The following is a 23,275-nucleotide window of genomic DNA, read 5'->3' as shown; positions in this document are numbered from 1 at the left end:
CAAAACAATGAGAGATAGAGAAAAGGTTTTTATTGAGGAATTAACGCAAAGCAAAACAAGTTTTGGCATAGGTGATGATGGGGTTGTGCTTGGTGATTTTGTTGTAGCAAATGATGCTTTTTTTGAAGGGATTCATTTTAAGCGAGAGTGGGGGAGCTTAGATAGGATTTTCAAAAAGGCTTTTTTAGTTAATCTCTCGGATATTTATGCGATGAATGCGATTCCAAAGTTTGCTTTATTAACACTTTGTATTCCAAAGGATTTTAAAGAGGCAAGGGAGTTAGCAAGAATTTTTAGCGCTATAGCACAAGGTTTTGGTGTTAAAATCGTGGGTGGTGATACTATTGTAGGGGAAAAGCTACATTTTTCTTTTACGATTCTTGGAGAAAAAGGTAAAAAAACACTTTTTAGAAAACCAATTCAAAAGGGTGATTTTTTAGCTTATCTTAGTCCAAGAAGTCCATTAAATTTGTCTAACAAACAAGCTTTTGGCAAGAATCTTAAGCATCTTAAAAATGCTTTACGCTTTGATCAGATTCTTAAAAATTCTCGTTTTGATTTTCCTATTTTATATCCCAAAATGATTTTAGCTTTTAATGAGATTGCTAAAGCGGGAATGGATATTTCTGATGGAATCTTTGCAGAATTAGCTAGACTTGCAAAGCTTAATAGTATAGATTTTAAATTTTTTCAACCCAAAGGAGAGTGGTTTTATTCTCCAGAGGAATATCAAATGCTTTATGCCCTAGGTGCTAAAAAGCTAAAAAAAGCGCAAAATTTAGCAAGGAAATTCCGTCATAATTTGATTGTTTTTGCTAGAGCTAAGAGGGGAAAATATAAAAAAATAAAGAAAAATTGGCATTCATAATTTGGCAAGATAGAATCTTAAGCAAATCCTTAAAGGAATTTGCTTAAAAACTTAAGAAGAACAAGCAGATTTGCCAGTATCTACGGGTTGGATTGCACTATTATCAGCAAGTTTCTTGGTATTCACTTCTTCCATAAAATCCCATAATTCTTTAGCGGCTTTTAAATATTCTTTAGCAGATTTTGAATCAGGATGGAAATAGACAATTGGTTTTCCATTATCTCCTGCTTCTCTTACGCTTGGTTCAATTGGGATTTGTGCTAGAGTTTTTGTTCCATAAGCTTTAGCGACTTCTTCGGTGGTGCCTTTGCCAAAAATGTCATATTCTTGACCACAATCAGGACAAATAAAGCCACTCATATTTTCAATAATCCCAGCAACAGGAATTTTGAGTTTTGCAAACATATCTAAGGCTCTTGCACCATCATCTAATGCTACTTTTTGTGGAGTAGAGACAGCAACTCCAGCTGTAACAGGGACACTTTGAGCTAAAGTTAGTTGCGCATCTCCCGTTCCTGGTGGCATATCAATAACCATTACATCTAAATTGTCCCATAAAACATCGCTAAGCATTTGCTCAATGGCGCGAATAATCATTGGACCACGCCAAATAAGACTTTGTCCTTCATCATAAAGCACTCCCATTGAAATCATCTCGATTCCATAAGCCTGTAGTGGAATGAGTTTTTTGAGTTTTTGATCCACTTCTGGTTTGTCATTTTGCAAACCTAGCATACGCGGTATATTTGGACCATAAATATCAGCATCAAGTAAGGCTACCTTTTTGCCCTGTTGAGCTAGAGCAATTGCAAGATTAACGCTTGTAGTGGATTTTCCAACCCCACCTTTACCACTGCTTACCATTACAAAGTTTTTAATTTGTGGAGCGAGATTTTTTGTGCCTTGCGGTTTTTGATTTTGGGCTTGTGGTTTGGGCTGTTTAATGTCAAGGTTGATTTTATTAATACCTTGAGCATTGAGTTTTTGTGTGATTTGTGTGCGAAGTGTTTCTGCTACTTCGGAGGAAGCTGATGGGATTTCAACGCGAAGTGAAACCGCATTTTCGTGAATTAACATTTCTTTTACAAACCCAAAGGTTACAATGTCTTTTTCGAAATTAGGGTAAATAATTTCTTTTAATAAGCTAACTAGTCGTTCTTGATTCATCTTTTTCCTTTTTAACTATTTTGTTCGATAATTTCTTGTGAAATTTTGTAACTGCAGAATTTTGGACCACACATTGAACAGAATTTTGCTTCTTTGAAAACTTCTTGTGGCAAACTTTCATCGTGATATTCTTTTGCTCTTTCTGGATCAAGTGCGAGTTCAAATTGTTTGTTCCAGTCAAAATTATAGCGCGCATTGCTCATTGCATCATCTCTTACTCTAGCATTAATACGCCCTCTAGCAATATCTGCAGCGTGTGCGGCGATTTTATAAGCAATGATTCCCTCACGCACATCTTTAGCATTAGGCAAACCTAGATGCTCTTTTGGGGTAACATAACAAAGCATAGCAACACCTTTCCAAGCAGCAATGGCTGCTCCAATGGCTGAAGCAATATGATCATATCCTGCAGCAATATCTGTAACTAGCGGTCCTAGAACATAAAAAGGCGCTTCAAAGCAAAGTTCTTTTTGAAGTTCGACATTGCGTTCAATTTCATTCATTGGGACATGACCTGGACCTTCAACCATTACTTGAACATCTTTTTCCCAAGCTCTTTTGGTTAATTCCCCTAAGACTTTTAATTCACCAAGTTGAGCTGCATCACTTGAATCAGCCAAGCAACCTGGGCGCAAAGAATCTCCAAGGCTTAAAGAAACATCATATTTTTGACAAATCTCTAAAATATCATCAAAAGCTTCATAGAAAGGATTTTGCTTGTGATAATGCATCATCCAAGAAGCCATTAGGCTGCCTCCACGGCTAACGATTCCCATTTTACGTTTGGCTAGAAGAGGCATATGTTCTAGTAAGAATCCGCAATGAATTGTGAAATAGCTAACGCCTTGCTTGGCTTGTCTTTCCATAACTTCTAGCATTTTATCAATGGTTAAGGCATTAATGTCATTTTTAACATCGTGTAAAATTTGATAGATTGGCACAGTTCCAATTGGGACGCTAGAATTTTTAATCACCGCTTCACGAATGGAATCTAAATCTCCGCCTGTGCTTAAATCCATAATGGTATCAGCGCCATATTTGATAGAGATGATTGTTTTTTGAACTTCCTCTTCTATGGAGCTTGCAAGGGCAGAGCTTCCGATATTGGAATTAATTTTTGTCCTTACAGAAATCCCAATACCCATAGGTTCTAGATTGGTATGATTGACATTGGAGGGTAATATCAAGCGCCCTTTGGCGATTTCTTTTCTAATAGTTTCGGCTTCTAAGTGCTCGATATTAGCCACATATTCCATTTCTTGAGTAATAATTCCTTTTTTTGCATAATGGAGTTGAGTTTTAATTTTGTCATTTTTTCGGGTTTCTACCCATTTTGTTCGCATAGATTCTCCTTAAAATAGAATAATAATAATTTTTTAGAATATGCAACATTAAGGTAGCAAAATAAAAATAAATTTTAGCTTTTCTTTTTGTGAGAAATGAAAAAAGTTTTTAAAAAAATAGAATTTGTAGCAAACTTTCAAAAAAGTTTTATAAAAAGTAAAAAAAGAAAATAAGGGGTTAAATGGGAAAAATTCCCATTTATATTAGAAAGTGTATTTAACTTCCACTCTTAGACGATTTCTATCTTCAGAATCGCTATTAACTGCATCATTCCAAGCTGCAGTATTTTGGCTATCTAATGCAATTTGTCTTGTCGCATCTGTTGTTAAAATAGAGTAGTGAGCGAAGATTCTAAGAGATTTAGAGTATTGCCAAGTAATGTTTGGATTGATTTCTGTAAAATCAATATCACCACTATAGTGTGCTGCACCTTGACCTCTTGAGATTTTGTTAGTTCCACTTACGAAGTCTATTCCAAGATTTAAGTTTTCTAAAATGTCATAGTTGATGTTGGCATAAAATAGACTTAATTCATTGGATTCAAATCCTCGTGGCATCTTTTGTCCTGTTGCAGGTAACATAGAAATGCTAACACCTGTTGCGGCATTTTCAAACCAAATTTGTCCTACTTTTTGGAATGATCCTTCATTGTCTAGTGAAACTGCATAACCATCTTGTGTGTTACCCCAATAACCTATTTTTGCAGCAAGTGGAACATTAAGCTCGTGGAATTTTACACCTGCTTCAAGTGTGTAAAGATCGTTCCCTTCTTTTACTTTATTTCTTTCATATATGCCTGTCCAAGGAGAATTGGCATCGCTATTGAGTTTGCTAAAAGCATATTGCCCTTTTAAATGAAACATTGAATCTTGCCAAGCAAGTTCACCAAAACCTGCAAAATCAATCATATCTGTAGCATTAAAAAGCCAAAGTTGAGAGCTGAAATTTCCAATGCTTGTATCATAATTGCTCAAAGCTGCAGCGGTATAAAGAGGTTTATCAATAGAGCCGTTGTTAGGATCTAGTGCATATCCTGTTTGATAGTCATCAATGCTCCAAGAATCAAATGCCCCAAGACTAAATGTCCAGTGATTTAAATCTGAATTTGTTACAAAAATACCTGTTGCTCTATCATCAAGTGTGTCACTAATTGGGGTTTGCATAATCATTTTACCCGCTTTAATAGTGGTGTTAGTTGAATCAGGAGTAATTACCATATTAAATTCTCTTACACCAAACCGGCTATCAGAACCAGAACCTAAGCCATTGCCTAAGAAAGCGTTAGCTGTTCCAGGAGTTGCAAGATTACCATTGTTATCAGCAACCCCTTTTCCATGATTGACATTTTGTTGTGCATTGTGGTAGCCAATTCCTAGATTCATTGAAACATTGTTGATTACAGGAGTCTTAAAGAGTGCTTCTGCACGCCATTGGTGATTGGCATTTCCTTTTGTGGTTCCATTTTTGTTAAAATTTTGATCTTTGTAGCGATCATCAGTGTAGCGATAACGCAACATTCCGCTTACATCAATGCCTTTAATGGCTTCTTCAAGTGGTTGTGCAAAACTTGCAGTTGAAAGACTTCCAAGTGCAATGCAAGCTGCAAGAGATATTTTAGTCATTTTCATCACATTTCCTTTAAGAATTTTAATTTGAATAAAAAGCAGGTATTCTATTTAATTAAAACTTAAAAATTTATAAAAAAAATAGCACAATTTTTCAAGGGCAATTTTATTTTCTTGTGTGTATAATCTCTTTTAAATTTGGGAAAATTAAGGAGTTTTTAGAGAATGAAAAAGTTTTTAAAAAAAATATCAGATCCTAAGATTGTAGGCGTTTTTAGCAAAAGCGGCTTAGGATTGGTAGCAATTTTGACATTGGTGGGTTGCGATAATGGAGCTCAAACTTCTAATAACACTGGAAGTTTGGAACAAGCAACTAAAAATGGCGCAACAGTAAGTATTGAGCAACAAAGTGATGGAACTTATAAGATTTTAGAAGAAACTCCAAGTGATACAACGCGTGTAATTTTGAGAGAAGCTAATGGAAATGAGCGGATTTTAAGTCAAGAGGAAATTGATAAAATCATAGCAGAAGAATCAAAAAAAATCGATGCAGGCACTTCGCAACTTACAAACCCAACAGGCGCTGGATTATCACTTGGTGAAACGATTTTAGCAAGTGCAGCAGGAGCAATTTTGGGAAGTTGGATTGGAAGTAAGCTTTTTAATAATCAAAATTATCAAGCCCAGCAAAGAACAAGTTATAAAACCCCACAAGCTTATGAGCGTTCACAAAGCTCTTTTAATCGTAGTGCTACAGGTGCTACAGGTGCTACAAGTAGTGCAGGTCGCAGTGGATTTTATTCTCCAAACAACACTAGCGCAACCCAGAATCGCTCTAGTAGCTCCACAAGTGCTTTTGGGGGTTAATAATGGAGATTATTAAAGCAACGCCATTAAGTAACGAAGATTTAGAAAATTTAGGGCTTAGTTGGCATACAGATGTTGATGAGACGCCTTATGTGAGTAATGAAATTGTTGTAGTAAGTGAGCAAGAAGCACAAAATTATTATGATGCAGTCAATGAGTTGTATGATATGTATGTAGAAGCAGGTCAATATGTGATTGATAATGATTTATTTTTTGAGCTTGGAATCCCTTTTAATCTAGTAGAAGCGATTCAAATGAGTTGGGAAGAGGAAGTGCATTGGCATTTGTATGGGCGATTTGATTTGGCAGGTGGGCTTGATGGAGCGCCCATTAAGCTACTAGAATTTAATGCAGATACGCCAACAATGGTTTATGAAAGTGCGATTATTCAATGGGCTTTGCTTAAAAAAAATGGATTTAAGGAATCATTGCAATTTAATAGCTTATATGAATCGTTGTGCGATAACTTTAAACGAATCATTACTTTGGGTGAAGATATTTCTAATTTTAATGAAATTTATGAAGGGTGGAAGATACTTTTTTCTAGCATTCAAGGAAGTGAGGAAGAAGAGAGGACGATACGATTGCTTGAAGTTATTGCTAAAGAAGCGGGATTTGGGACAAATTTTTGTTATGCACACGAAGCACATTTGGATGAAAATACTGGTTTGAGTTTCAATGGAGAAAATTATGAATTTTGGTTTAAATTGATTCCTTGGGAGAGTATTGCCATTGATGAGCCTGATTTGGCTAATCTTATTACTACAATGATACGAAATAAAAACACTATTTTTTTAAATCCTGCTTATACATTAATGTTTCAAAGCAAAAGAATGCTTAAGATTTTGTGGGATTTATTCCCTAATCATCCTTTGTTGCTAGAGACTTCCTATGAGCCTTTGGTAGGCAAAAAGCAAGTAAAAAAACATGCTTTTGGCAGGGAGGGAGAGAGTGTAAGTATTCTTGATTCAAAAGGGAATCCTTTGGTGCAAAATGGTGGAAATTATGGAAATTATCCTGAGATTTATCAAGAATATGCTTTAATAAATCAGCACAATGGAAGTTTTTATCAAGCCAATGTTTTTTATGCTTATGAGGCTTGTGCATTAGGCTTTAGAAAAGGTGGAGAGATTTTGAATAATATGTCAAAATTTGTCTCTCATAAAATAAAATAAAGGGTAATTTATGGAAACTTTAAATCATTTAAATAGTATTAATGATTTTAATGAAGCAAAGCAGGTGATTCCAGGTGGAGTGAATTCGCCTGTTAGGGCATTTAAAAGTGTAGGGGGCACACCTCCTTTTATCAAAAGAGGGGAAGGTCCCTATTTGATTGATGAAGACAATAATACTTATATTGATTTTGTGCAAAGTTGGGGACCTTTGATTTTTGGGCATTGCGATAAGGAGATTGAAGCAATTGTTATAGAAACTATCAAAAAAGGCTTATCCTTTGGAGCTCCAACGACTTTGGAAACAGCTTTGGCTAAAGAAGTAATTTCAATTTATGAAGGAATTGATAAGATTCGCTTTGTTTCAAGTGGCACTGAAGCGACTATGAGCGCTATTAGATTAGCTAGAGCTTATACAAAAAGAGATGATATTATTAAGTTTGAAGGTTGCTATCATGGGCATAGTGATTCTTTGCTTGTGAACGCGGGAAGTGGGTTGGCAACTTTTGGTTCGCCAAGTTCTCCTGGTGTGCCTGAGGATTTTACTAAGCATACTTTGGTTGCGCGATACAATGACATTCAAAGCGTAGAATCTTGTATTCAAATTAGCAAACAAAAAGGTAAGGGTGTAGCGTGTGTAATTTTAGAGCCTATTGCAGGAAATATGGGGTTAGTTCCTGCTAAAAAAGAGTTTTTAGAATCTTTAGAGAGGCTTTGCAAACAAGAAGGGATTGTTTTAATATTAGATGAAGTGATGAGTGGATTTAGAGCCTCATTAAATGGTTCTCAAAGCTTCTATGGAGTAAATGGAGATTTGGTAACTTTTGGAAAAGTTATTGGTGGTGGAATGCCAGTTGGAGCTTTTGGTGGAAGATCAGAGATTATGAATCTCCTTTCACCTCAAGGTAGCGTGTATCAAGCAGGCACATTAAGTGGGAATCCAGTGGCAATGAGTGCAGGGCTTGTGGCTTTAAAAAAGCTAAAAAATAATCCTGAAATTTATGGAAAGCTAGAATCACTTGCTTTGCAACTAACTAATGGATTAAAGAATATTGCAGCTGAATTTGGGATTACACTTCAAACTTGTGTGAGAGGGAGTATGTTTGGGTTTTTCTTTAACCAAAATCCAGTAGAAAACTTTGAAGATGCACTAAAGAGCGATACAGAATTGTTTGGAAAATTTCATCAAGGAATGCTAGAGAGGGGAGTATATTTTGCCGCTTCGCAGTTTGAGACAGGTTTTATTTGTGTAGGAATGAATGAAGCAATGATTGATGAAGTTTTAGGTAAAGCTAAAGAAGTGTTTTTAGAGATAGGCACATATGGAAAATAAAGATTCTATTCAAAAACCAAAGTATAGTGATGCGATACTAGCGTATTCTAATGCTACTCTTGGAATCTCAATGGTAGTGGCGGTGCTTATTGGGGTTGGGATTGGCTATGGATTGGAGGCTCTATTTGGCTATCGGTGGCTTTTTTGGCTTGGGGTTGTTTGGGGTGTTTTGGCAGCTATTTTAAATGTATATAAAGCTTATAAAAGGCAAAAAAGGGAGCTAGATGAGCTAAGCAAAGATCCAAAATATGCTTACCAAAAAAAATGGGATGATGATGAGGATTAAGACAGCCATTTTTGTGCTTGTTGGAATCTTGATTGTTAGCGGAAGTCTGGCTACTATTTTTTGGGGCAGACTTTTTGCGTTTAGCTTTGTTTTTGCCTTTCTTTCTTTTCTTATGATTGTGGGTTTTACTTGTCTAGCTCAGAAAAATAAGATTTCTAGGCTTATTTTAAGATCATCTAAAGAAGAGCTGGAGGCATTGGCAAATCTCTATCAAAGCAAAGAAGACAAGGAAGAAGAATTTTGGGATGAGAATGCACCACAAATCTCTGAAGAAGAGTTTGTAAAAGAGTGCAAACAAAGGGGGCGAAAATTTTGGCGTGGGTTTAGCAAAGATACTAGTAAGTTTGGATTTAAAATGTTTTTTATGCCTTTAAGATTATTGGCATATGCACTCTTTGCAATTTTATTTTTAATTTTTTTAAAAAAAGGTTGGTTGGATTTTGTAGGATTTTTTAGTGGTTTGATTCTAGCAAATATTGCAGTAGTTTTGGTGTTACTTTTTGAATTTTTAAGGACTAAATAGTTAAAAGTTAGCTAGAGGTGTGCTTATTTGCCAAGGCAAAAATCATTAAACATCACATCAAGCATTTGGGAATATTCATAAGGTTTTGTAATAGAAGCTAAAGCTTTTAAGGCTTCATTAATATGAAAACTAAAGAGTTCTAGTTCGCCATTTACTAAAGGAAGTTTTGAATCATAGAGAGCTTGAATACACTCTTGAATGGCTTGAAATTGATATTGTGAGACTAGAAGTAGCATTTGTGAGTTTTCTTGAGAGTTAAGAAGCGAAATAAGATGACTTTTAAAATGCGATAACAAAGAATTACTAGAAGTTATATTGTCATCTTTGAGACATAAGTTAAGTGGATTAAAAGGAGCTAGTATTTGAAAATCAAAACTTCCTTTTAAATCTGCTTTATTTAATAAAACGATGATTTTTTTGGAATCTTGGTGGGTTTTTAGAATTTCTATTATTTTGAAATCTTCTTCTTCTAGGGGGCGACTACTATCAAAAAGGGCGATTAAAATATCGCTTTGTTCGGCTTTTTGCAAGCTTCTCTCTATGCCTTTGGCTTCAATTATGTCTTGGCTTTGTCGGATTCCTGCTGTGTCAATGAGGCGCAATAAATGCCCCTCTAAAGTAAAATTTTCTTCAATACTATCGCGTGTTGTTCCTGCAATATCACTTACAATAGCGCGATCTTCGTGTAAAAGTGCATTAAGTAAAGAGCTTTTTCCTACATTGGGTTTTCCGATAATGCAAAGTTTATAACCCTCAAAAATAGATTTTTTTTGTATGGATTGCTCTAAGAGATTTTGGAGAGTGAGTAGGGTAGAATCAAGTTTGTTTAAAAGATTTTTCATTAAATCTTGTGGCAATTCTTCATCAGCATAATCAATAAAAACTTCGCTATGAGCTAAGAGTGTAAGGAGATTTTTGCGTAAATTTTCACAAAAACTATGCATCTCGCCATTTAAATGACGCATTAGCATTTTGTGTGCATTAGCATTTGAAGATTCTATGAGTTTGGCGATAGCTTGAGCCTGACTTAGATCGATTCTGCCACCTAGAAAGGCGCGTTTGGTAAATTCTCCAGGTTTAGCCAATCTTGCACCAAGCTTGATGCATTCTTCCAGAATACTTTGGGCAATAAAAGTGCCTCCATGGCATTGAAATTCAATTACATCTTCAGTGGTGTAGCTATTGGGTGCTTTAAAATAAATCAAAATACATTCATCAAGTAATTCACCATCTTGAAAGTAGATTTTGGTGAGTTTAGCGTGGCGCACTTTAAGGCAATTGGGATTTATTTTGGCAAGTTTGGAAGCAATAAGCAGAGAATCTTGTCCGCTTAATCTAATGACATTAAGAGAGGATTTTCCATAAGTGGTAGCTGGGGCTACTATGGTTTGATTAATGTTGGAATTCATTGATAATGATATATCTCTGTCCTTCTTGATTGATTCTAAAAGAGATATATTTGTCTGGGAATTGTTCTCTTAATTGCTTAAGAGCGATGTGTGCCAAAACTCCATCTAATGGTTTTGTTTGAGCTTTTCCATAGGTTTTGATATTTTCAATAACAGGCATAAGATGATTGGCGATCATTTCTTCTTGATTTTTAAGAAATTCAGCAATTTCTAATCGCACCATTAGTCCATAGACATGATTTACCCAATTAAAAATAAGATAAGAAAAAGCTTTGTATCGGTAACCCTCTTTGCCAATTAATAAAGCTGAATCTTCCCCATCAATTTTAATATACAAGGTATTTTCATTATAGGGTTCTACAATTACTTCATCAATCTTATAAGGAAGGAGTTGAAGCAATTCTTGTAGTTCTTTTTGAACTTGTATAGAGATTTGATTAAGATCTTTGGAGGATTCTTTTTGTGGTATTGGTTGAGGTTTAGGCGTAGAGGTTTGTTTGATTGGGGTTTGATTTGTTTTTTTTGGTTGAGCGCAGATAATGGCATTTTTTTTGCCAAAACCTAAAAATCCTTTTTGGGGATTTTGAATGATTTCATATTCTAGTTCTACAATAGAGCAATTAAAAAGTTTAGAAGCTTCAATAAGGGCATTTTCAAGAGTTGTCGCTTCTATTTTCTTCATTTTTCAACCTTGTGCTTTTTGTGTTCGGCAATTTCCCTTGCTTTTTTGCGTTCAAGAGCTTTGTTGATGAGTAGTTGCTGTAAGATGGAGAAAATATTATTTACAAACCAATAAAGCACCAAACCTGAAGGGAAAGTTACAAAGAAAATAGTAAAAATAAGTGGCAAGAATTTAAAGATTTTTTCTTGTATAGGGTCATTAAAAGTAGTTGGCGTTAGATGTTGTTGGAGATACATAGTAATACCCATAAGAACTGGTAAAACAAAATAAGGGTCCATAACAGATAAGTCTTGAATCCAAAGTAACCAAGCAGCCCCTTTTAGCTCGATGGCATTGTATAAAACGCGGTAAATTGCAAAAAACACAGGCATTTGCAAAAGAAGTGGCAAACATCCGCCCATTGGATTAGCGCCGTGTTTTTTATAAAGCTCCATCATATGAGCTTGAAGTTTTTGTGGCTCACCTTTGTATTTTTGTTGAATCTCTTTCATTTTTGGAGCAAGTTCTTTGAGTTTTTGCATAGAGACCATTCCCTTGTAAGTCAAAGGATAAAGGACAACTCTAACAATAAGTGTTAATAAAATAATCGCCCATCCCCAGTTCCCACACCAGTCATAAAGTGTTTCTAAAAGTAAAAAGAGAGGCTTGGCAAAAAAGGTGATGATTCCATACTCAACTACTTCGGTAAGATTAGGGTTGATGCTCTCTAATAAGCGATAATCTTTAGGTCCAATGTAGCCAGATAATTTAATATTTCCATTAGCGCTTAAAAAAGGCATTGGATTTTCATTAGCATTACTTAAAACTACAGAGTTAAGATTGTTAGATTGACTAAAAAATAAAGTTGTGTAGTATCTATCTACAGCGGCTAATATGCTAGAGTTTGCAAAATTGCTTTGTCCGCTAGAATCGCCATCTTCAATAGCGGTAATTGTCCCATCTTGTTCTTTTATGATAACGCCCTTAAAGACATAAGAATCATTTTCGGCACTTGGGCGCATACCAGGAGAGATGAAGTAAGTGTAGTTTTGTGGAATCTCTACCTTGACTTCATAAAGACCATTAGGGTGAAATGTGATAGTTTTTGTAAGTGTGAAATTTTCTAATTTTTGAGTAAGTGTAAGGGTTTGTGCTTTATCTTTTAATTCAATATTTGTGGCGCTTGTTTGATAAGGGGTGTTAAAAGCTTGTTGATTAAGCATTGAATCGGCAAAACGAATTTCTAGAATTTTTGGATTGCTTTGATTGGTAATATCATTGCTAAATAACTCAAGATTTTTTGCATCTTTTTGATACTTTTCTTCTTTGAGAGTAACTTGTGCGATTCTCCCTAGGCGATCGATTTGGTATTCAAAATTTTCTCCACTAATAATAGTGATAATTTCTTGTGTTGTAGAAATTTGCGTTGATTCTTGAGTGGGATTGGGCTTTGCTTCTTTGGTCGTAGGGAGATTTTGTGTGGTTTGAATAGATGAAGCAGTAGCAGTGGCATTATTTTCTTGTGGTTTTGGTGCATAAAAATAACTATAAGGAACGAAGAAAGCTAACGCTAAAACAACAGCTATGATGATACGAGTTTGTGAGTTTAGATTATCGAGTTTATTAAGCACGGGAAACCTTTGAGAAATTTTTTATAATATAAACATTTTGTATAGAATCTCTAGTTATGCAAGGGAGATTCTTAAAAGTAAAATTTTTAGTTTTTATGGGTATTAACCAGTATTTTGGCGTTTTGGGTGGCATAAAGCTATAGCGGAGAAGCTTACGAATTTTTGGATAAGAAATGCCCCCTTGGAAGAATTGATTGCAACTTAAAACTCTTAAGAAAGTTTTCAAAAAAGCGACAATGGGATTTTGAAATTCAAAAACTTGCTTGGAATATTCTGAGCAAGAGGGATAATAGCGACATTTAGGACCAAGCAAAGCTGAAATATAACGCTGATAAAAAGAGATGAGGGATAAAAAGAAGCGTTTTTGCATTTTTAGATTCATCCAATTTGAAGCAGTTTTAGTCGCATCAGTGCGTGGCTATAGCTACTTTGTAAAGTGGAATAGGGAGCTTTATCTAATCCGTTTTTTGCCAACAAAACCATATCGCCATTGACTAGGTTAGACATTGAATTGCGATATAGGTTTCTTAGGCGTCTTTTGACAAAATTTCTACAAACTGCATTGCCTACTTTTTTGGAGACACAAAAACCGACTCGGTTAGATTTGAGATTTTCTTTAAAAAAAAGAATAAAATAGGGATTGTGCCATTTTTTAGGGCTTTTATAGACATTTTCAAAATCTTTCTTATTTTTTAAAGTGACCAAAACTAAAAACCCAAACTTAAGATTAAACAGCTAATCTTTTTCTGCCTTTTGCTCTTCGTGCATTGATAACTTTTCTACCATTTTTGGTTTGCATTCTTACGCGAAAACCATGTGTTCTTTTTCTTGGTGTGTTGTGTGGTTGATATGTTCTTTTCATAAGTTATTGCCTTTTTGTAAAAATAAGGGTTAATTCTACTACAAAATTACTTAAAATTACTTTTATTTAAAGAATTTTTATTCTTCAAATTGACTGGTTAATGCCACTGCAATAGCTGCCACCAAATCACTCTCATCACTTGTTTCTTGCGGCATTAGCGATGGCAATTTGTTTTCTAAATAAGAAGTATCAAAAATCCCGCGTTTAAAATCTTTGTCATTACAAATATTAATCAAAAATGGAATTGTGGTTTTAACGCCACGGATTTTAAATTCACTTAATGCGCGTTTGAGTTTATTGACTGCTAAATCATAGCTTGTAGCACGCACAATAAGTTTGGCAATCATTGAATCATAAAAGGGCGGAATTGCAAAGTCTTTATAAATATAGCTATCTACCCTCACAAAAGGTCCAAGTGCAGGATAATAGGCAGTGATAATTCCGGGGTTTGGTATGAAATCATTATGCACATCTTCAGCGTTGATTCTAGCTTCAATAGCAAATCCTTGTGCGGTAATGTCATTTTGGCTTAAATCAAGAATTTCTCCATAGGCAATTCGTATCTGCCTTCCAATAAGGTCTAAGCCTGTGATTTCTTCTGTTACGCCGTGTTCAACTTGGATTCTTGTATTCATTTCCATAAAATAAAAATTATTCGAATCATCAATTAAAAATTCAATTGTTCCTGCATTGGTATAGTTTGCAGCCTTAGCTGCAGCCACAGCAACCACTCCCATTCGCCGCCTTAAATCAGCACTAATAGTAGGGCAGGGGGCGATTTCTATGAGTTTTTGATGACGCCTTTGAATAGAGCAATCGCGTTCTAATAGGTGAATAACATTGCCATAATTATCAGCTAGAATCTGGAATTCAATGTGTTTTGGATTTTGGATATATTTTTCCATAAAAACATCATCATTTTTAAAAAATGTCAAAGCCTCTCTTTTGCAAGCATTAAAAGCATTTTCTAATTCACTCTCTTCATGCACAACACGGATTCCTCTACCACCCCCTCCGCTACTTGCTTTGAGTATTACAGGATAGCCAATTTTTCTTGCAATTTTTTGTATTTCATAAAGACTTAATTTGTTAAGCGGTTCTGTGCCTGGGACAACTGGGATTCCATTTTGTATCATTAGATTTCTTGCGGCATTCTTATCTCCCATTTTGGCGATGACTTCACTCTCTGGACCAATCCACACTAATCCTGCTTCTTTGACTTTTTTTGCAAAAAGGGCATTTTCACTTAAAAAACCATAGCCTGGGTGAATGGCTTCTGATTCGGTTGCTTTTGCTGCTTCAATGATTCTATCAGGATCCAAATATCCTTTAATAGGATCTTCGCTTATGGCATAGGTGTGGGTTGCCATTTTGACATGCAGACTATCTCTATCAGCGTGAGAATAGATTGCTACAGATTCGATATTTAAATCATTGCAGGCTCGAATAATGCGAATGGCAATTTCGCCACGATTGGCAATAAGAATTCGTCTAAACATAAAAACTCCAAGATTTTGGCATTAATTTTAAAATAAATGATTCTATTTTATATTGAATCTTTTTAATTTTTTCTTTAGGGAGCAATAAAAAACTTTATTAAAAAAATAAATTACACTTAAATCGTTATATTTTTACACATAGATTCATTGAAGTTTTGTGTGAAAATCAAAATGGTTGCCATTAATTAAGCAAACCATTTTGAATAATAAAAAGATTGTAAATTTGAAATTCTAAGGAGAGCTAGACTTGAAATAAAGCCTAGCAAAATGAAATTTATTTATTATAAAATGTGATTAAAAATTACCTGTTAAAGAAACCCAAAAGCGTCTCCCTTCTTCAATTCTATTATATTGAGAGACATAACCATCTGTTGGATTCCCTGCAAAACTATCAGTGAATTTCTTATCTAAAAGATTGTGAATAGCCACATTAAGCTTCCAAGAATCATTGAAAGCATAAGTTCCACCAGCAGTCATTAAGAATACATTTTTGTAGTATTCTCCTCTTGAATCGTCACCTGCGTAGCGATCACCTTGCCATTGTCCTTTGAGATAAGGTGTGAAGTTGTTAAAGGGTATGCTAATTTTGGTGATGAAATTGTGTTTTAAAGAATTGCTCTCTGGTTTTCCAATAGCACTTTTAGTAGATTCGCGCACTTCAGAATCCAAATAAGTATAAGAAGCGTCAATGTTGATTTTTTCTAAGACTTTAAATCCTGCTGCTAATTCCACTCCCATATATCGCACTTCGCCGTGATTGATTTCTTGAAAACATTGAGCATAGGTGCAGATTCCAACTCCTGAAATTGCTTCGCCTTTTTTTATTTGTGTGTCTGAGATTTTATCTTTAAAATCTGTCAAAAATCCTGTAAGACTTATGTAATGAGAATCTTGATTGTAAATAGCACTTAATTCATAATTAATTGAAGTTTCTTCAGAAAGATTTGGATTCCCATATGAAGGATATTTTCCTTGACCTCTAAAATTATAATATCCTGCAATAAGGCGATTTGGCGTTGGTGCTTTAAATCCAGTTGCAACACCACCTTTTAGTGTTAGAGAATCAGTTGGATTATAGACAAGATAGCCTCTGGGTGAAATATTATCGCCAAAAATTTCGTGGTGATTGTATCTTGCTCCTAGTGTAAAGTTTAGATTATCTAAAATTGAAAGTTCATCTTCTGCAAAAATTCCAAGCAAATATTGATCAAATTTAGTTGGATTTGCGATTTTATCTTGCATTTTTTCTATGCGATATTCAGCGCCAACACTCAAGAGATTTCTCTCTCCTAATGGAACAACAGCTTTAGTATCTAAAATAATATCTTCTGCTAGAATATCTCTATTTTCTCCCAAATGGGGTTGTGTTGCAAGTCCGACAACTTCTCTACCATCATTGCTAACGCGATTGTATTGGATTCCAGAATCTAACACAAAATTTTCATAAGTTCCCTTGTGTGTTAAATAGGTTACTAATTTATCAACTTGCATTGTATCAGTGTAGCCCCCTGTTAATGCACCAGTATTATTAAGGGGTTTTGTTAGAGTCCCTAGCTGCCCATTGGCGTTATCAAAAACGCTTTGCGAGTAATCTACATCAAAGGTAAAATGATTTTGAGGATTAGCTAGGTAATCTAATTTTAATCCAAAATTATGATTATTGGCTCTTGTTGGGCTTTGTGCTTGAGAGGTATCAATGATTGTTCCATTAGGCCCTGAATAGCTCACACTAGAACCCTCTCTGTAAAATTCTCTTGCGCGTAGAGTAAGGGAGAGTTTGTCTTTAATAAGTGGTCCGCTACCATAAATGCTAGTCCCATAGAGATTTCCCCATTGTGAATCTTCTTGAAGCAAGGCTTCTGTTTGGACGCTTAAGCCCCATTTTTCGGGAGATTTTTTTGTAATAATATTAACCACACCACCTAATGCATCAGAACCATAAAGGGTGCTCATTGGACCTTTGATAATCTCAATGCGTTCAATTACTGAAATTGGAGGCAAGAAAGAAGAAGTAATTTCAGTGAAGCCATTAGGACCCACATCTCCTCCAACGCTTTGTCTTCTTCCATCTATTAAGATAAGGGTGTATCCCGTGATTCCACGCATAGTTATTTGATAAGTTCCTGTTTTTCCTTTACTAGCAAATAAATCTACTCCAGGAATATCTGCAATCGCTTCTGCTACATCGCGATAAGGCTTGTTTTCCAAATCTTCCTTCTTGACAATTGAAATACTAGCGGGGGCTTCTTTTATGTCTTGAGAAAATCCACTAGCACTCACAACTGAAGTGTCTAAACGATATTCTTCAGCAGCATTTGCGCTAATTGCGCCAAGCATTAAAGATAACACAACAGATGAATATCTAACCTTGTTTGATATAAACATTTTTACTCCTATTAAAAATAATAATGATATTTAAAATTGTATTTATTATTAGCTTAAGTAAAAATAAACAATCATGATAATTACTATTATAATTGAATAAATTTAATAACTAAAGAGTTTATTTTTTTTGGTTTAACAAAAAAGAGTTGTAATATTAAAAATGCAGTTATAGGATAGGATTGTCAGCATAAAGGGTGTAAAAGAGTAATGGCTTTTAGGAATGAATAATTTTATTTTGTATTTATTTTTAAATTTTCTTTCAGTAATATTATAAAACTTTATAAAAAAAGCAAATTATGTTAGAATTGCTTTGTTTTTATATAGAATAAGGGTTTTTTATGGATTTGATTTATGCGATAGTTTTGGGAATTGTTGAAGGTTTGACAGAATTTTTGCCTGTTTCTTCAACAGGACATTTGATTCTTACTTCAAAATTGCTTGGAATCCAACAAGATATGTTTCATAAAACATTTGAGGTTATAATTCAATTAGGGTCAATTTTAGCAGTTATTTTTGTCTTTTGGGAAAGGTTGTTTAAAAATAGTTTGGAGCTTTGGGTTAAGCTTGCCATTGGATTTTTGCCTGCGGGTATTTTGGGTTTTTTGCTTTATGATTTGATTAAAATGCTTTTTGCGCCCATTACGACTTCTATTATGTTAATTGTGGGTGGAATCGCCTTTATTGTTATAGAGATATTTTATAAAGAAAAAGAGCATCACACCAAAGAAATAGCAGAAATTTCTTATAAACAATCTTTTTTGATTGGGATTTTTCAAGCTTTGGCGATGATTCCAGGCACTTCTAGGAGTGGGGCGACTATTATTGGTGGATTGCTTTTGGGCTGCAATCGCAAGGTAGCGACAGAATTTTCTTTTCTCCTAGCTTTACCTACGATGATTATTGCAAGTGGATATAGTGCTTATAAAAACTATGCTGTATTTAATGCTGATAATTTGCTTATTTTAGCAGTTGGGTTTGTTGTAGCATTTTTAAGTGCTTTGATAGCGATTAAATTGTTTTTAGGCTTTGTTTCAAGGTTTAATTTTATCCCTTTTGGGATTTATCGTATTATTCTTGGAATCGCATTTTTGTTTTATTTAGAAGTTCTTTAGGTTAAACTTTTGTAACATAGCCACTTAAAATCTCTCTTAAGAGTCCGCCAAAATTAATTTTTAGCTTGACTTCTTGTCCGCTTTTTGTAACTTCTATTACTCTTCCTGCTCCAAAAATTTTGTGCATTACACAATCTCCCTTTTGGAAGCCTATCTCATCGGCGCCTTTTGATAAGTTTGTGGTGCTAGGGTGCGAAAAATTTTCTTTAGCAAGAATCTTGCTTTCTGCTAAAAATCTTGAAGGCAACAAACTAGCACGATTTCCCCTATAAAATCTTGAATCAACATAGCTTAAATAAAGCTCCTTTTTCGCTCTAGTGAGGGCAACATAGCCTAGTCGCCTTTCTTCTTGGATATTAGTGTCTTCTCTTGCCATAGGAAAGAAACCTTCTTCAAGTCCAATGATAAAAACATAATCAAATTCTAAACCTTTGCTAGAATGGACGCTCATACACGAAATGCCCTCAACCCCTTTTTGCTCATTTCTTAATTCTGTGTCCTCTTGATCGCTTCTTAGCGCAAGTTCATTGAGAAAACTTTCTAGCTCCATTAGTGGATTTTGTTTAACATATTCGCGGTATAGTCCATAAAATTCTTCAATATTGCTTACTCTATCAACTTCTTCACTATTTTGCGATAAAGCTTTGCAAAGTCCGATTTTTTCTTCAAAATCATCAAGGAATTTGAGGCTAGATTGACTTTGTGATTCTTGGAGTTCTTCAATAGTCTTAAAAAATTCCCAAATTGTATTGTAGGCTTTTTTACTGATTGTTTGTTGTAGTGATTGTGGAGATTGCTTGGTAAAAAGCTCATAAATACTGCAATGATGAATCTGACTAAGTGATTTTAGTTTTTCAAGAGTGGTTTTTCCCAAGCCTCTTTTGGGCTTGTTGATGATTCTAAAGAGCGAAAAATCATCGTTGATATTGGTTAGAATCCTAAAATAGCTAATCACATCTTTAATTTCGCTACGCTCATAGAATCGAATGGTTCCCACCAAAACATAAGGAATTCTTTCGCGATTAAAACCTTCTTCTAAAGAACGAGAGAGTGCATTTAAGCGAAATAAAATGGCAATGTCTTTGGGATTTATTCCATTTTGAAGTAGTTTTTTAATGATTTTTGAGAGATTCCTTGCTTCTTCTTGTTCATCATTAGAATGCAAAACTTCAATAGGCTTCCCTTCGCCTAAATTGCTTTTTAGTGTTTTGCCTAGTCGTTCTTTGTTATTAGAAATAAGATGATTAGCAGCATTTAAAATCGATTTGCTAGAGCGATAGTTTTCTTCTAGTTTAATAGTTTTTGCGCCTTTGAAATGTTGAGAGAAATTAAGAATATTTTGGATATTAGCACCCCTCCAGCTATAAATGCTTTGATCATCATCGCCCACTACACAAATGTTGCTGTGTGTGGTGCAGAGATATTTTAAAAGTTGATATTGTAAGTCGTTGGTATCTTGATATTCATCAACCATAATATATTGGTACCTTTGGCTGATTTCTGTGGCAACATTGGGATTTGATTTCAAAATCTCAATGGGAAGCAAAAGCAGATCATCAAAATCCACCATATTATTCTGCAAAAGCGTTTCTTGATAGTTTAGATAGACTTTTGCGATATGCTTATAAAGTTCATTGTGAGCATTTTTAAGAGCTTCTTGGGGTGAAATTTGAGAATTTTTATAGCGAGAAACCTCACTTATAACCAAAGGGAGTGGTGCAAGATCGCAATTAAGCTCTTTGATGATTTTTTTAGTATCATCGCTATCGGCTAAAATAAAGTTTATTTTACGCCCTAAAAGTGGGATATAAAATTTCAAAAACAATAGTCCAAATTTATGAAAAGTGCAAAGCAATGGGGGGTGAGAAGTTGATTTTTCTAGCATATTTAAAGCGCGTTTTTGCATTTCATTGGCTGCTTTATTAGTAAAGGTGAGAGTTAGGGTATTACTTGGTGGAATCCCCACTTCATCAATCAAATATGCAAGTCTAGTTGTGATGGTTTTGGTTTTGCCACTTCCTGCACCTGCTAAAATTAATAAAGCCCCTTCAATGGTAGTAACAGCCTGTTTTTGTGAGGCATTAAGTTGATTAAGAAATTTTTCTTGCATAAAAAGCCTTGATGAAAATTTCGGAATTATACCAATTTATTGCATCACAAAACTCTTAATTTGCAGAAGTCATTAAAGGCAATAAGAAAAAAATATAAAGGTTTTATTGGAAAATTTTAATGCTAGTTTAATAATCTATGATAACACAATATCCCAAAAAAACAGAAGCAATAAATCATAATATAAGAGATTTGCAATGATTGTTCCCACCTTAGTTGCACAATAATTAGTTTTCAACAAATACCATCTGCTAAATAGAATATCAAAAAGAAGTGGAGTAGTTGGTATGGCAATGAATAACGCTTCATCATTAAAAACTTTTGAGACTCTTTACAAGAGACGCAATCATTATAAGGAATTTAAGCTAATTTATTCTCTTGTTTAGAGCTGATTTTATTTTAATAAACAAGTTTTTAGAGAGAGAATATACTTGAAATTTAATTGATATAGTTGCTAACTTTTAGTATTGCTTATGCATTACTCCATAATTAGCTTGAAAATACAACCCTTGATGCCAATAGTCTAAAATAATCTTTTGACCAGAAATCAAATACTCTTGCATCTTTAACAAACCCTTTTACTTCATTGATAGCTTGTTTTATATCAAGAGTATCTATTTTGTCATGAAGTAGTTTGGCAAACTCTTCTTTAGTTAAAATATCTTTGTTAAAATTTCCACTTTCTTTCATTCTTTGACATAAATGATAAATTAAGTGGAATATTGTTTTTAACATACCACTCAAAATCAAACCAATCTCTCCCTTTAACACGAGTTATCCAGTTTCTAAATAAAAGAGCATACATCTTACCAGCATAAAGATTTGGCAAGGTCATAGTTCTAATATTAAAAGTCATAGGAAGAAGAAGTGTTTTTTGATTTAGTTTGAAATTTTAATGGAGGATTGGTATCTACTTCAAGTTTAATTTTAATCCTTCGCCCATTATGAATATCTTCTAATCCTTTAGCTTCAATATTAAGTGTATGGATAGATGTGTCATTTTTTAAAAATGCTGATTCTATATTTGTCTCATTTGATTTACTTTTTTTATTTAAGCTTACTTCAATACCCAAAGCTTCAAACTCATTCACAATACTTGGAAAATATTTTTCCATATCAAAGCTTTTGTTTTTTTCTAAATGTTCTTTGATTAAAAGAAGTGCATTTTTTCTGCAAACTCATAGACATCACCCAAGTGCAAAATATTAGAATCCATAGAATTTGCCAACAAGAAGCTGCTAAGAAATATAGAAAAAAAAGTTTTTTTTATCATCATTTATCCTTTTCGATAATTACATTGTCAAAAAGGAATCTAGTATTGCTAAGGATTTCGCTTTGCGTGGCAAGTCTTGCTTTAATCCTATGCCAAATGGCTTCACCATTTTTGTTTTTATAAAGAAAGAAATTTTCAGGACTTGTGGTAAGTTTAAAGCGTTCTTTTATTAGTGGTTTATTATCAATATCTATAAATTTTGCTTGGATTCCATAAAGTCTTTGAATATGCTCGTAAACTTCTTTTTGTCTGTTAATTGCATCTTGGTTTAAATTCCCATAGAAAATAACAAAAGCAAGCCTGTCCTTTTTAGATTTAAAAAAATCCTCTGTTTCCTTGTCTTTTTGTGCAATCTTGGAAATTTTTGCAAATTTAGTATCTACAATATTTGGATATTCTAAATTAGGATCTTCAAGCAAATTAATAGCCCAAACTTTTGCAAATCTTTCTGACTGCTCTGTTTGCCATTTATTCATAATTTGCATTATTTTTACATTTTCTTTTGTAGGTCTCATGGTTGCAATGGATTTCACTCGTTCAAAAATTTCGGTATATTCCTTGACACTTAAATCATCCAAGGAATTTAATGGGACAGAACGCATAAAAGCTACATCATCGCTTATGCGCTCTTTTTTCTGTATTTCTTTTTCCTTTACTTCAGGTTCGTAATAGTGCCAACCACGCCTTGAATCATTAAAAAATGAATTGCTTTGGGAGTATAAAAAAGTGGTGACAATTAGCGTAAATAGAAATTGTTTTGGCAAGACAGAACCTTTGGTGGTGAATTTTAATTATTCTATTATTTTTAGTTCAACAAAAAGTAGTCGCTATATATTTTTTCTATTTTTATTTTGCATATTCCCTGATGCAATTTCAAGCATCGAGATAAAAATTTCAATATCCTTGGCATTTAAAAACTTTCAAGCGCGTTGCATTAATCGTCAATCCACTTGCCACAAAATCTGCATTGCCGCTGCTTACTGCGCTTACAACCGCATCAAACCCCATATCTTTAACTTCCAATGTTTTACCAAGTCGTTTAGCAATCTCATGCGCAATATCCATATCAACGCCCTTATATTCCGACCCCTCTTTAAACTCAAAAGGAACGAATCCCGTAGCCGTCGCGACAACTATTTTTTCCTCTCCCTTGCACGCACTTAAGCCAAAACTTACAAAAACCGCTAACAAGCCTGATAGCAACGTCTT

Annotated in this window: 23 protein-coding genes; 7 read left to right on the top strand and 16 right to left on the bottom strand. The window is 34.3% G+C overall.

The window, feature by feature from the left end; genetic code table 11:
• Positions 1-7 precede the first annotated feature (7 nt).
• Complete coding sequence (locus MKD52_RS06015) at positions 8-868, top strand: thiamine-phosphate kinase (protein ID WP_242099614.1); 861 nt, start codon at positions 8-10, stop codon at positions 866-868.
• 51 nt (positions 869-919) lie between these two features.
• On the opposite strand, the gene MKD52_RS06010 is transcribed toward MKD52_RS06015, so the two are convergent.
• From MKD52_RS06010 to MKD52_RS06000, 3 genes are all read right to left on the bottom strand, one after another.
• Positions 920-2,035, bottom strand: a complete 1,116-nt coding sequence (locus MKD52_RS06010; RefSeq protein ID WP_242099613.1) for an Mrp/NBP35 family ATP-binding protein — start codon at positions 2,033-2,035, stop codon at positions 920-922.
• An 11-nt stretch (positions 2,036-2,046) separates the two neighbouring features.
• On the bottom strand, positions 2,047-3,378 hold the full coding sequence (gene thiC, locus MKD52_RS06005; protein WP_112057805.1) for a phosphomethylpyrimidine synthase ThiC: 1,332 nt from the start codon (positions 3,376-3,378) through the stop codon (positions 2,047-2,049).
• A 204-nt stretch (positions 3,379-3,582) separates the two neighbouring features.
• The gene (locus MKD52_RS06000; protein ID WP_242099612.1) at positions 3,583-5,007 is read right to left on the bottom strand and encodes a major outer membrane protein; all 1,425 of its coding nucleotides are present in this window, start codon (positions 5,005-5,007) and stop codon (positions 3,583-3,585) included.
• A gap of 162 nt (positions 5,008-5,169) precedes the next feature.
• On the opposite strand from MKD52_RS06000, the gene MKD52_RS05995 reads away from it, so the two are divergent.
• The 5 genes from MKD52_RS05995 to MKD52_RS05975 are packed head-to-tail and all read left to right on the top strand — an operon-like array spanning position 5,170 to position 9,125.
• A complete protein-coding gene (locus MKD52_RS05995; protein WP_242099611.1) occupies positions 5,170-5,811 on the top strand; it encodes a UPF0323 family lipoprotein in 642 nt (213 codons plus the stop codon).
• Between the two features lie 2 nt (positions 5,812-5,813).
• The gene (locus tag MKD52_RS05990; protein ID WP_242099610.1) at positions 5,814-6,986 is read left to right on the top strand and encodes a glutathionylspermidine synthase family protein; all 1,173 of its coding nucleotides are present in this window, start codon (positions 5,814-5,816) and stop codon (positions 6,984-6,986) included.
• Positions 6,987-6,996: 10 nt separating this feature from the next.
• Positions 6,997-8,316 (top strand): glutamate-1-semialdehyde 2,1-aminomutase, encoded by a 1,320-nt coding sequence (hemL, locus tag MKD52_RS05985; protein WP_242099609.1) that lies wholly within the window; start codon positions 6,997-6,999, stop codon positions 8,314-8,316.
• On the top strand, positions 8,306-8,602 hold the full coding sequence (locus MKD52_RS05980; RefSeq protein ID WP_112057800.1) for an AtpZ/AtpI family protein: 297 nt from the start codon (positions 8,306-8,308) through the stop codon (positions 8,600-8,602). The genes hemL and MKD52_RS05980 overlap by 11 nt, the downstream gene beginning before the upstream one ends.
• Positions 8,592-9,125: a hypothetical protein gene (locus tag MKD52_RS05975; RefSeq protein WP_242099608.1), complete on the top strand. Its 534-nt coding sequence runs from the start codon at positions 8,592-8,594 to the stop codon at positions 9,123-9,125. Before MKD52_RS05980 ends, MKD52_RS05975 begins: the two co-directional genes overlap by 11 nt.
• A gap of 23 nt (positions 9,126-9,148) precedes the next feature.
• Here the strand turns inward: MKD52_RS05975 and mnmE are convergent, their stop codons facing one another.
• The 8 genes from mnmE to MKD52_RS05935 all read right to left on the bottom strand — a co-directional run bounded on the left by mnmE (position 9,149) and on the right by MKD52_RS05935 (position 17,572).
• Complete coding sequence (gene mnmE / locus MKD52_RS05970) at positions 9,149-10,534, bottom strand: tRNA uridine-5-carboxymethylaminomethyl(34) synthesis GTPase MnmE (protein WP_242099607.1); 1,386 nt, start codon at positions 10,532-10,534, stop codon at positions 9,149-9,151.
• On the bottom strand, positions 10,518-11,216 hold the full coding sequence (locus tag MKD52_RS05965) for a Jag N-terminal domain-containing protein (RefSeq protein ID WP_112057797.1): 699 nt from the start codon (positions 11,214-11,216) through the stop codon (positions 10,518-10,520). Before MKD52_RS05965 ends, mnmE begins: the two co-directional genes overlap by 17 nt.
• Positions 11,213-12,826 carry a membrane protein insertase YidC gene (gene yidC, locus MKD52_RS05960; RefSeq protein ID WP_242099606.1) on the bottom strand — a complete coding sequence of 538 codons (1,614 nt, stop codon included), beginning with the start codon at positions 12,824-12,826 and terminating at the stop codon, positions 11,213-11,215. Before yidC ends, MKD52_RS05965 begins: the two co-directional genes overlap by 4 nt.
• Positions 12,819-13,196, bottom strand: coding sequence for a membrane protein insertion efficiency factor YidD (gene yidD / locus MKD52_RS05955; RefSeq protein ID WP_242099605.1), 378 nt, complete (start codon positions 13,194-13,196; stop codon positions 12,819-12,821). The genes yidC and yidD overlap by 8 nt, the downstream gene beginning before the upstream one ends.
• A gap of 8 nt (positions 13,197-13,204) precedes the next feature.
• Positions 13,205-13,531, bottom strand: coding sequence for a ribonuclease P protein component (gene rnpA, locus MKD52_RS05950; RefSeq protein WP_112057794.1), 327 nt, complete (start codon positions 13,529-13,531; stop codon positions 13,205-13,207).
• Positions 13,532-13,553: 22 nt separating this feature from the next.
• Entirely contained in the window at positions 13,554-13,688 is a 135-nt protein-coding gene (rpmH, locus tag MKD52_RS05945; RefSeq protein WP_005020743.1) for a 50S ribosomal protein L34, read from the bottom strand.
• Positions 13,689-13,765: 77 nt separating this feature from the next.
• Positions 13,766-15,187 carry an acetyl-CoA carboxylase subunit A gene (locus MKD52_RS05940; protein WP_242099604.1) on the bottom strand — a complete coding sequence of 474 codons (1,422 nt, stop codon included), beginning with the start codon at positions 15,185-15,187 and terminating at the stop codon, positions 13,766-13,768.
• Positions 15,188-15,481: 294 nt separating this feature from the next.
• Entirely contained in the window at positions 15,482-17,572 is a 2,091-nt protein-coding gene (locus MKD52_RS05935; RefSeq protein WP_242099603.1) for a TonB-dependent receptor, read from the bottom strand.
• 338 nt (positions 17,573-17,910) lie between these two features.
• On the opposite strand from MKD52_RS05935, the gene MKD52_RS05930 reads away from it, so the two are divergent.
• Positions 17,911-18,684 (top strand): undecaprenyl-diphosphate phosphatase, encoded by a 774-nt coding sequence (locus MKD52_RS05930; protein ID WP_112057791.1) that lies wholly within the window; start codon positions 17,911-17,913, stop codon positions 18,682-18,684.
• Position 18,685: 1 nt separating this feature from the next.
• Here the strand turns inward: MKD52_RS05930 and MKD52_RS05925 are convergent, their stop codons facing one another.
• The 5 genes from MKD52_RS05925 to MKD52_RS05905 form a co-directional block, all read right to left on the bottom strand.
• Complete coding sequence (locus MKD52_RS05925) at positions 18,686-20,794, bottom strand: UvrD-helicase domain-containing protein (RefSeq protein WP_242099602.1); 2,109 nt, start codon at positions 20,792-20,794, stop codon at positions 18,686-18,688.
• Positions 20,795-21,282: 488 nt separating this feature from the next.
• The gene (locus tag MKD52_RS05920; protein WP_242099601.1) at positions 21,283-21,483 is read right to left on the bottom strand and encodes a hypothetical protein; all 201 of its coding nucleotides are present in this window, start codon (positions 21,481-21,483) and stop codon (positions 21,283-21,285) included.
• Between the two features lie 155 nt (positions 21,484-21,638).
• On the bottom strand, positions 21,639-21,908 hold the full coding sequence (locus MKD52_RS05915) for a hypothetical protein (RefSeq protein ID WP_242099600.1): 270 nt from the start codon (positions 21,906-21,908) through the stop codon (positions 21,639-21,641).
• Positions 21,909-22,065: 157 nt separating this feature from the next.
• On the bottom strand, positions 22,066-22,830 hold the full coding sequence (traF, locus tag MKD52_RS05910; protein WP_242099599.1) for a conjugal transfer protein TraF: 765 nt from the start codon (positions 22,828-22,830) through the stop codon (positions 22,066-22,068).
• A gap of 130 nt (positions 22,831-22,960) precedes the next feature.
• Positions 22,961-23,269, bottom strand: a complete 309-nt coding sequence (locus tag MKD52_RS05905) for a transporter substrate-binding domain-containing protein (RefSeq protein ID WP_242099598.1) — start codon at positions 23,267-23,269, stop codon at positions 22,961-22,963.
• Positions 23,270-23,275 lie beyond the last annotated feature (6 nt).

It is taken from the genome of Helicobacter sp. CaF467b (genome assembly GCF_022664765.1).
Classification (GTDB): Bacteria; Campylobacterota; Campylobacteria; order Campylobacterales; family Helicobacteraceae; genus Helicobacter_D; species Helicobacter_D colisuis.
This window is presented reverse-complemented; position numbering and strand designations above follow the sequence as displayed.

Bases quoted from the DNA above. Each gene is read 5' to 3' on its own strand.
- MKD52_RS05975 (WP_242099608.1), top strand. From the start codon at position 8,592: ATGAGGATTAAGACAGCCATTTTTGTGCTTGTTGGAATCTTGATTGTT.
- yidD (WP_242099605.1), bottom strand. From the start codon at position 13,196: ATGCAAAAACGCTTCTTTTTATCCCTCATCTCTTTTTATCAGCGTTAT.
- MKD52_RS05925 (WP_242099602.1), bottom strand. From the start codon at position 20,794: ATGCAAGAAAAATTTCTTAATCAACTTAATGCCTCACAAAAACAGGCT.
- MKD52_RS05930 (WP_112057791.1), top strand. From the start codon at position 17,911: ATGGATTTGATTTATGCGATAGTTTTGGGAATTGTTGAAGGTTTGACA.
- MKD52_RS05990 (WP_242099610.1), top strand. From the start codon at position 5,814: ATGGAGATTATTAAAGCAACGCCATTAAGTAACGAAGATTTAGAAAAT.
- hemL (WP_242099609.1), top strand. From the start codon at position 6,997: ATGGAAACTTTAAATCATTTAAATAGTATTAATGATTTTAATGAAGCA.
- mnmE (WP_242099607.1), bottom strand. From the start codon at position 10,534: ATGAATTCCAACATTAATCAAACCATAGTAGCCCCAGCTACCACTTAT.
- MKD52_RS05920 (WP_242099601.1), bottom strand. From the start codon at position 21,483: ATGAAAGAAAGTGGAAATTTTAACAAAGATATTTTAACTAAAGAAGAG.
- MKD52_RS05980 (WP_112057800.1), top strand. From the start codon at position 8,306: ATGGAAAATAAAGATTCTATTCAAAAACCAAAGTATAGTGATGCGATA.
- MKD52_RS05965 (WP_112057797.1), bottom strand. From the start codon at position 11,216: ATGAAGAAAATAGAAGCGACAACTCTTGAAAATGCCCTTATTGAAGCT.
- MKD52_RS06000 (WP_242099612.1), bottom strand. From the start codon at position 5,007: ATGAAAATGACTAAAATATCTCTTGCAGCTTGCATTGCACTTGGAAGT.
- MKD52_RS05995 (WP_242099611.1), top strand. From the start codon at position 5,170: ATGAAAAAGTTTTTAAAAAAAATATCAGATCCTAAGATTGTAGGCGTT.
- MKD52_RS06010 (WP_242099613.1), bottom strand. From the start codon at position 2,035: ATGAATCAAGAACGACTAGTTAGCTTATTAAAAGAAATTATTTACCCT.
- thiC (WP_112057805.1), bottom strand. From the start codon at position 3,378: ATGCGAACAAAATGGGTAGAAACCCGAAAAAATGACAAAATTAAAACT.
- MKD52_RS06015 (WP_242099614.1), top strand. From the start codon at position 8: ATGAGAGATAGAGAAAAGGTTTTTATTGAGGAATTAACGCAAAGCAAA.
- MKD52_RS05935 (WP_242099603.1), bottom strand. From the start codon at position 17,572: ATGTTTATATCAAACAAGGTTAGATATTCATCTGTTGTGTTATCTTTA.
- MKD52_RS05940 (WP_242099604.1), bottom strand. From the start codon at position 15,187: ATGTTTAGACGAATTCTTATTGCCAATCGTGGCGAAATTGCCATTCGC.
- MKD52_RS05915 (WP_242099600.1), bottom strand. From the start codon at position 21,908: ATGGAAAAATATTTTCCAAGTATTGTGAATGAGTTTGAAGCTTTGGGT.
- rpmH (WP_005020743.1), bottom strand. From the start codon at position 13,688: ATGAAAAGAACATATCAACCACACAACACACCAAGAAAAAGAACACAT.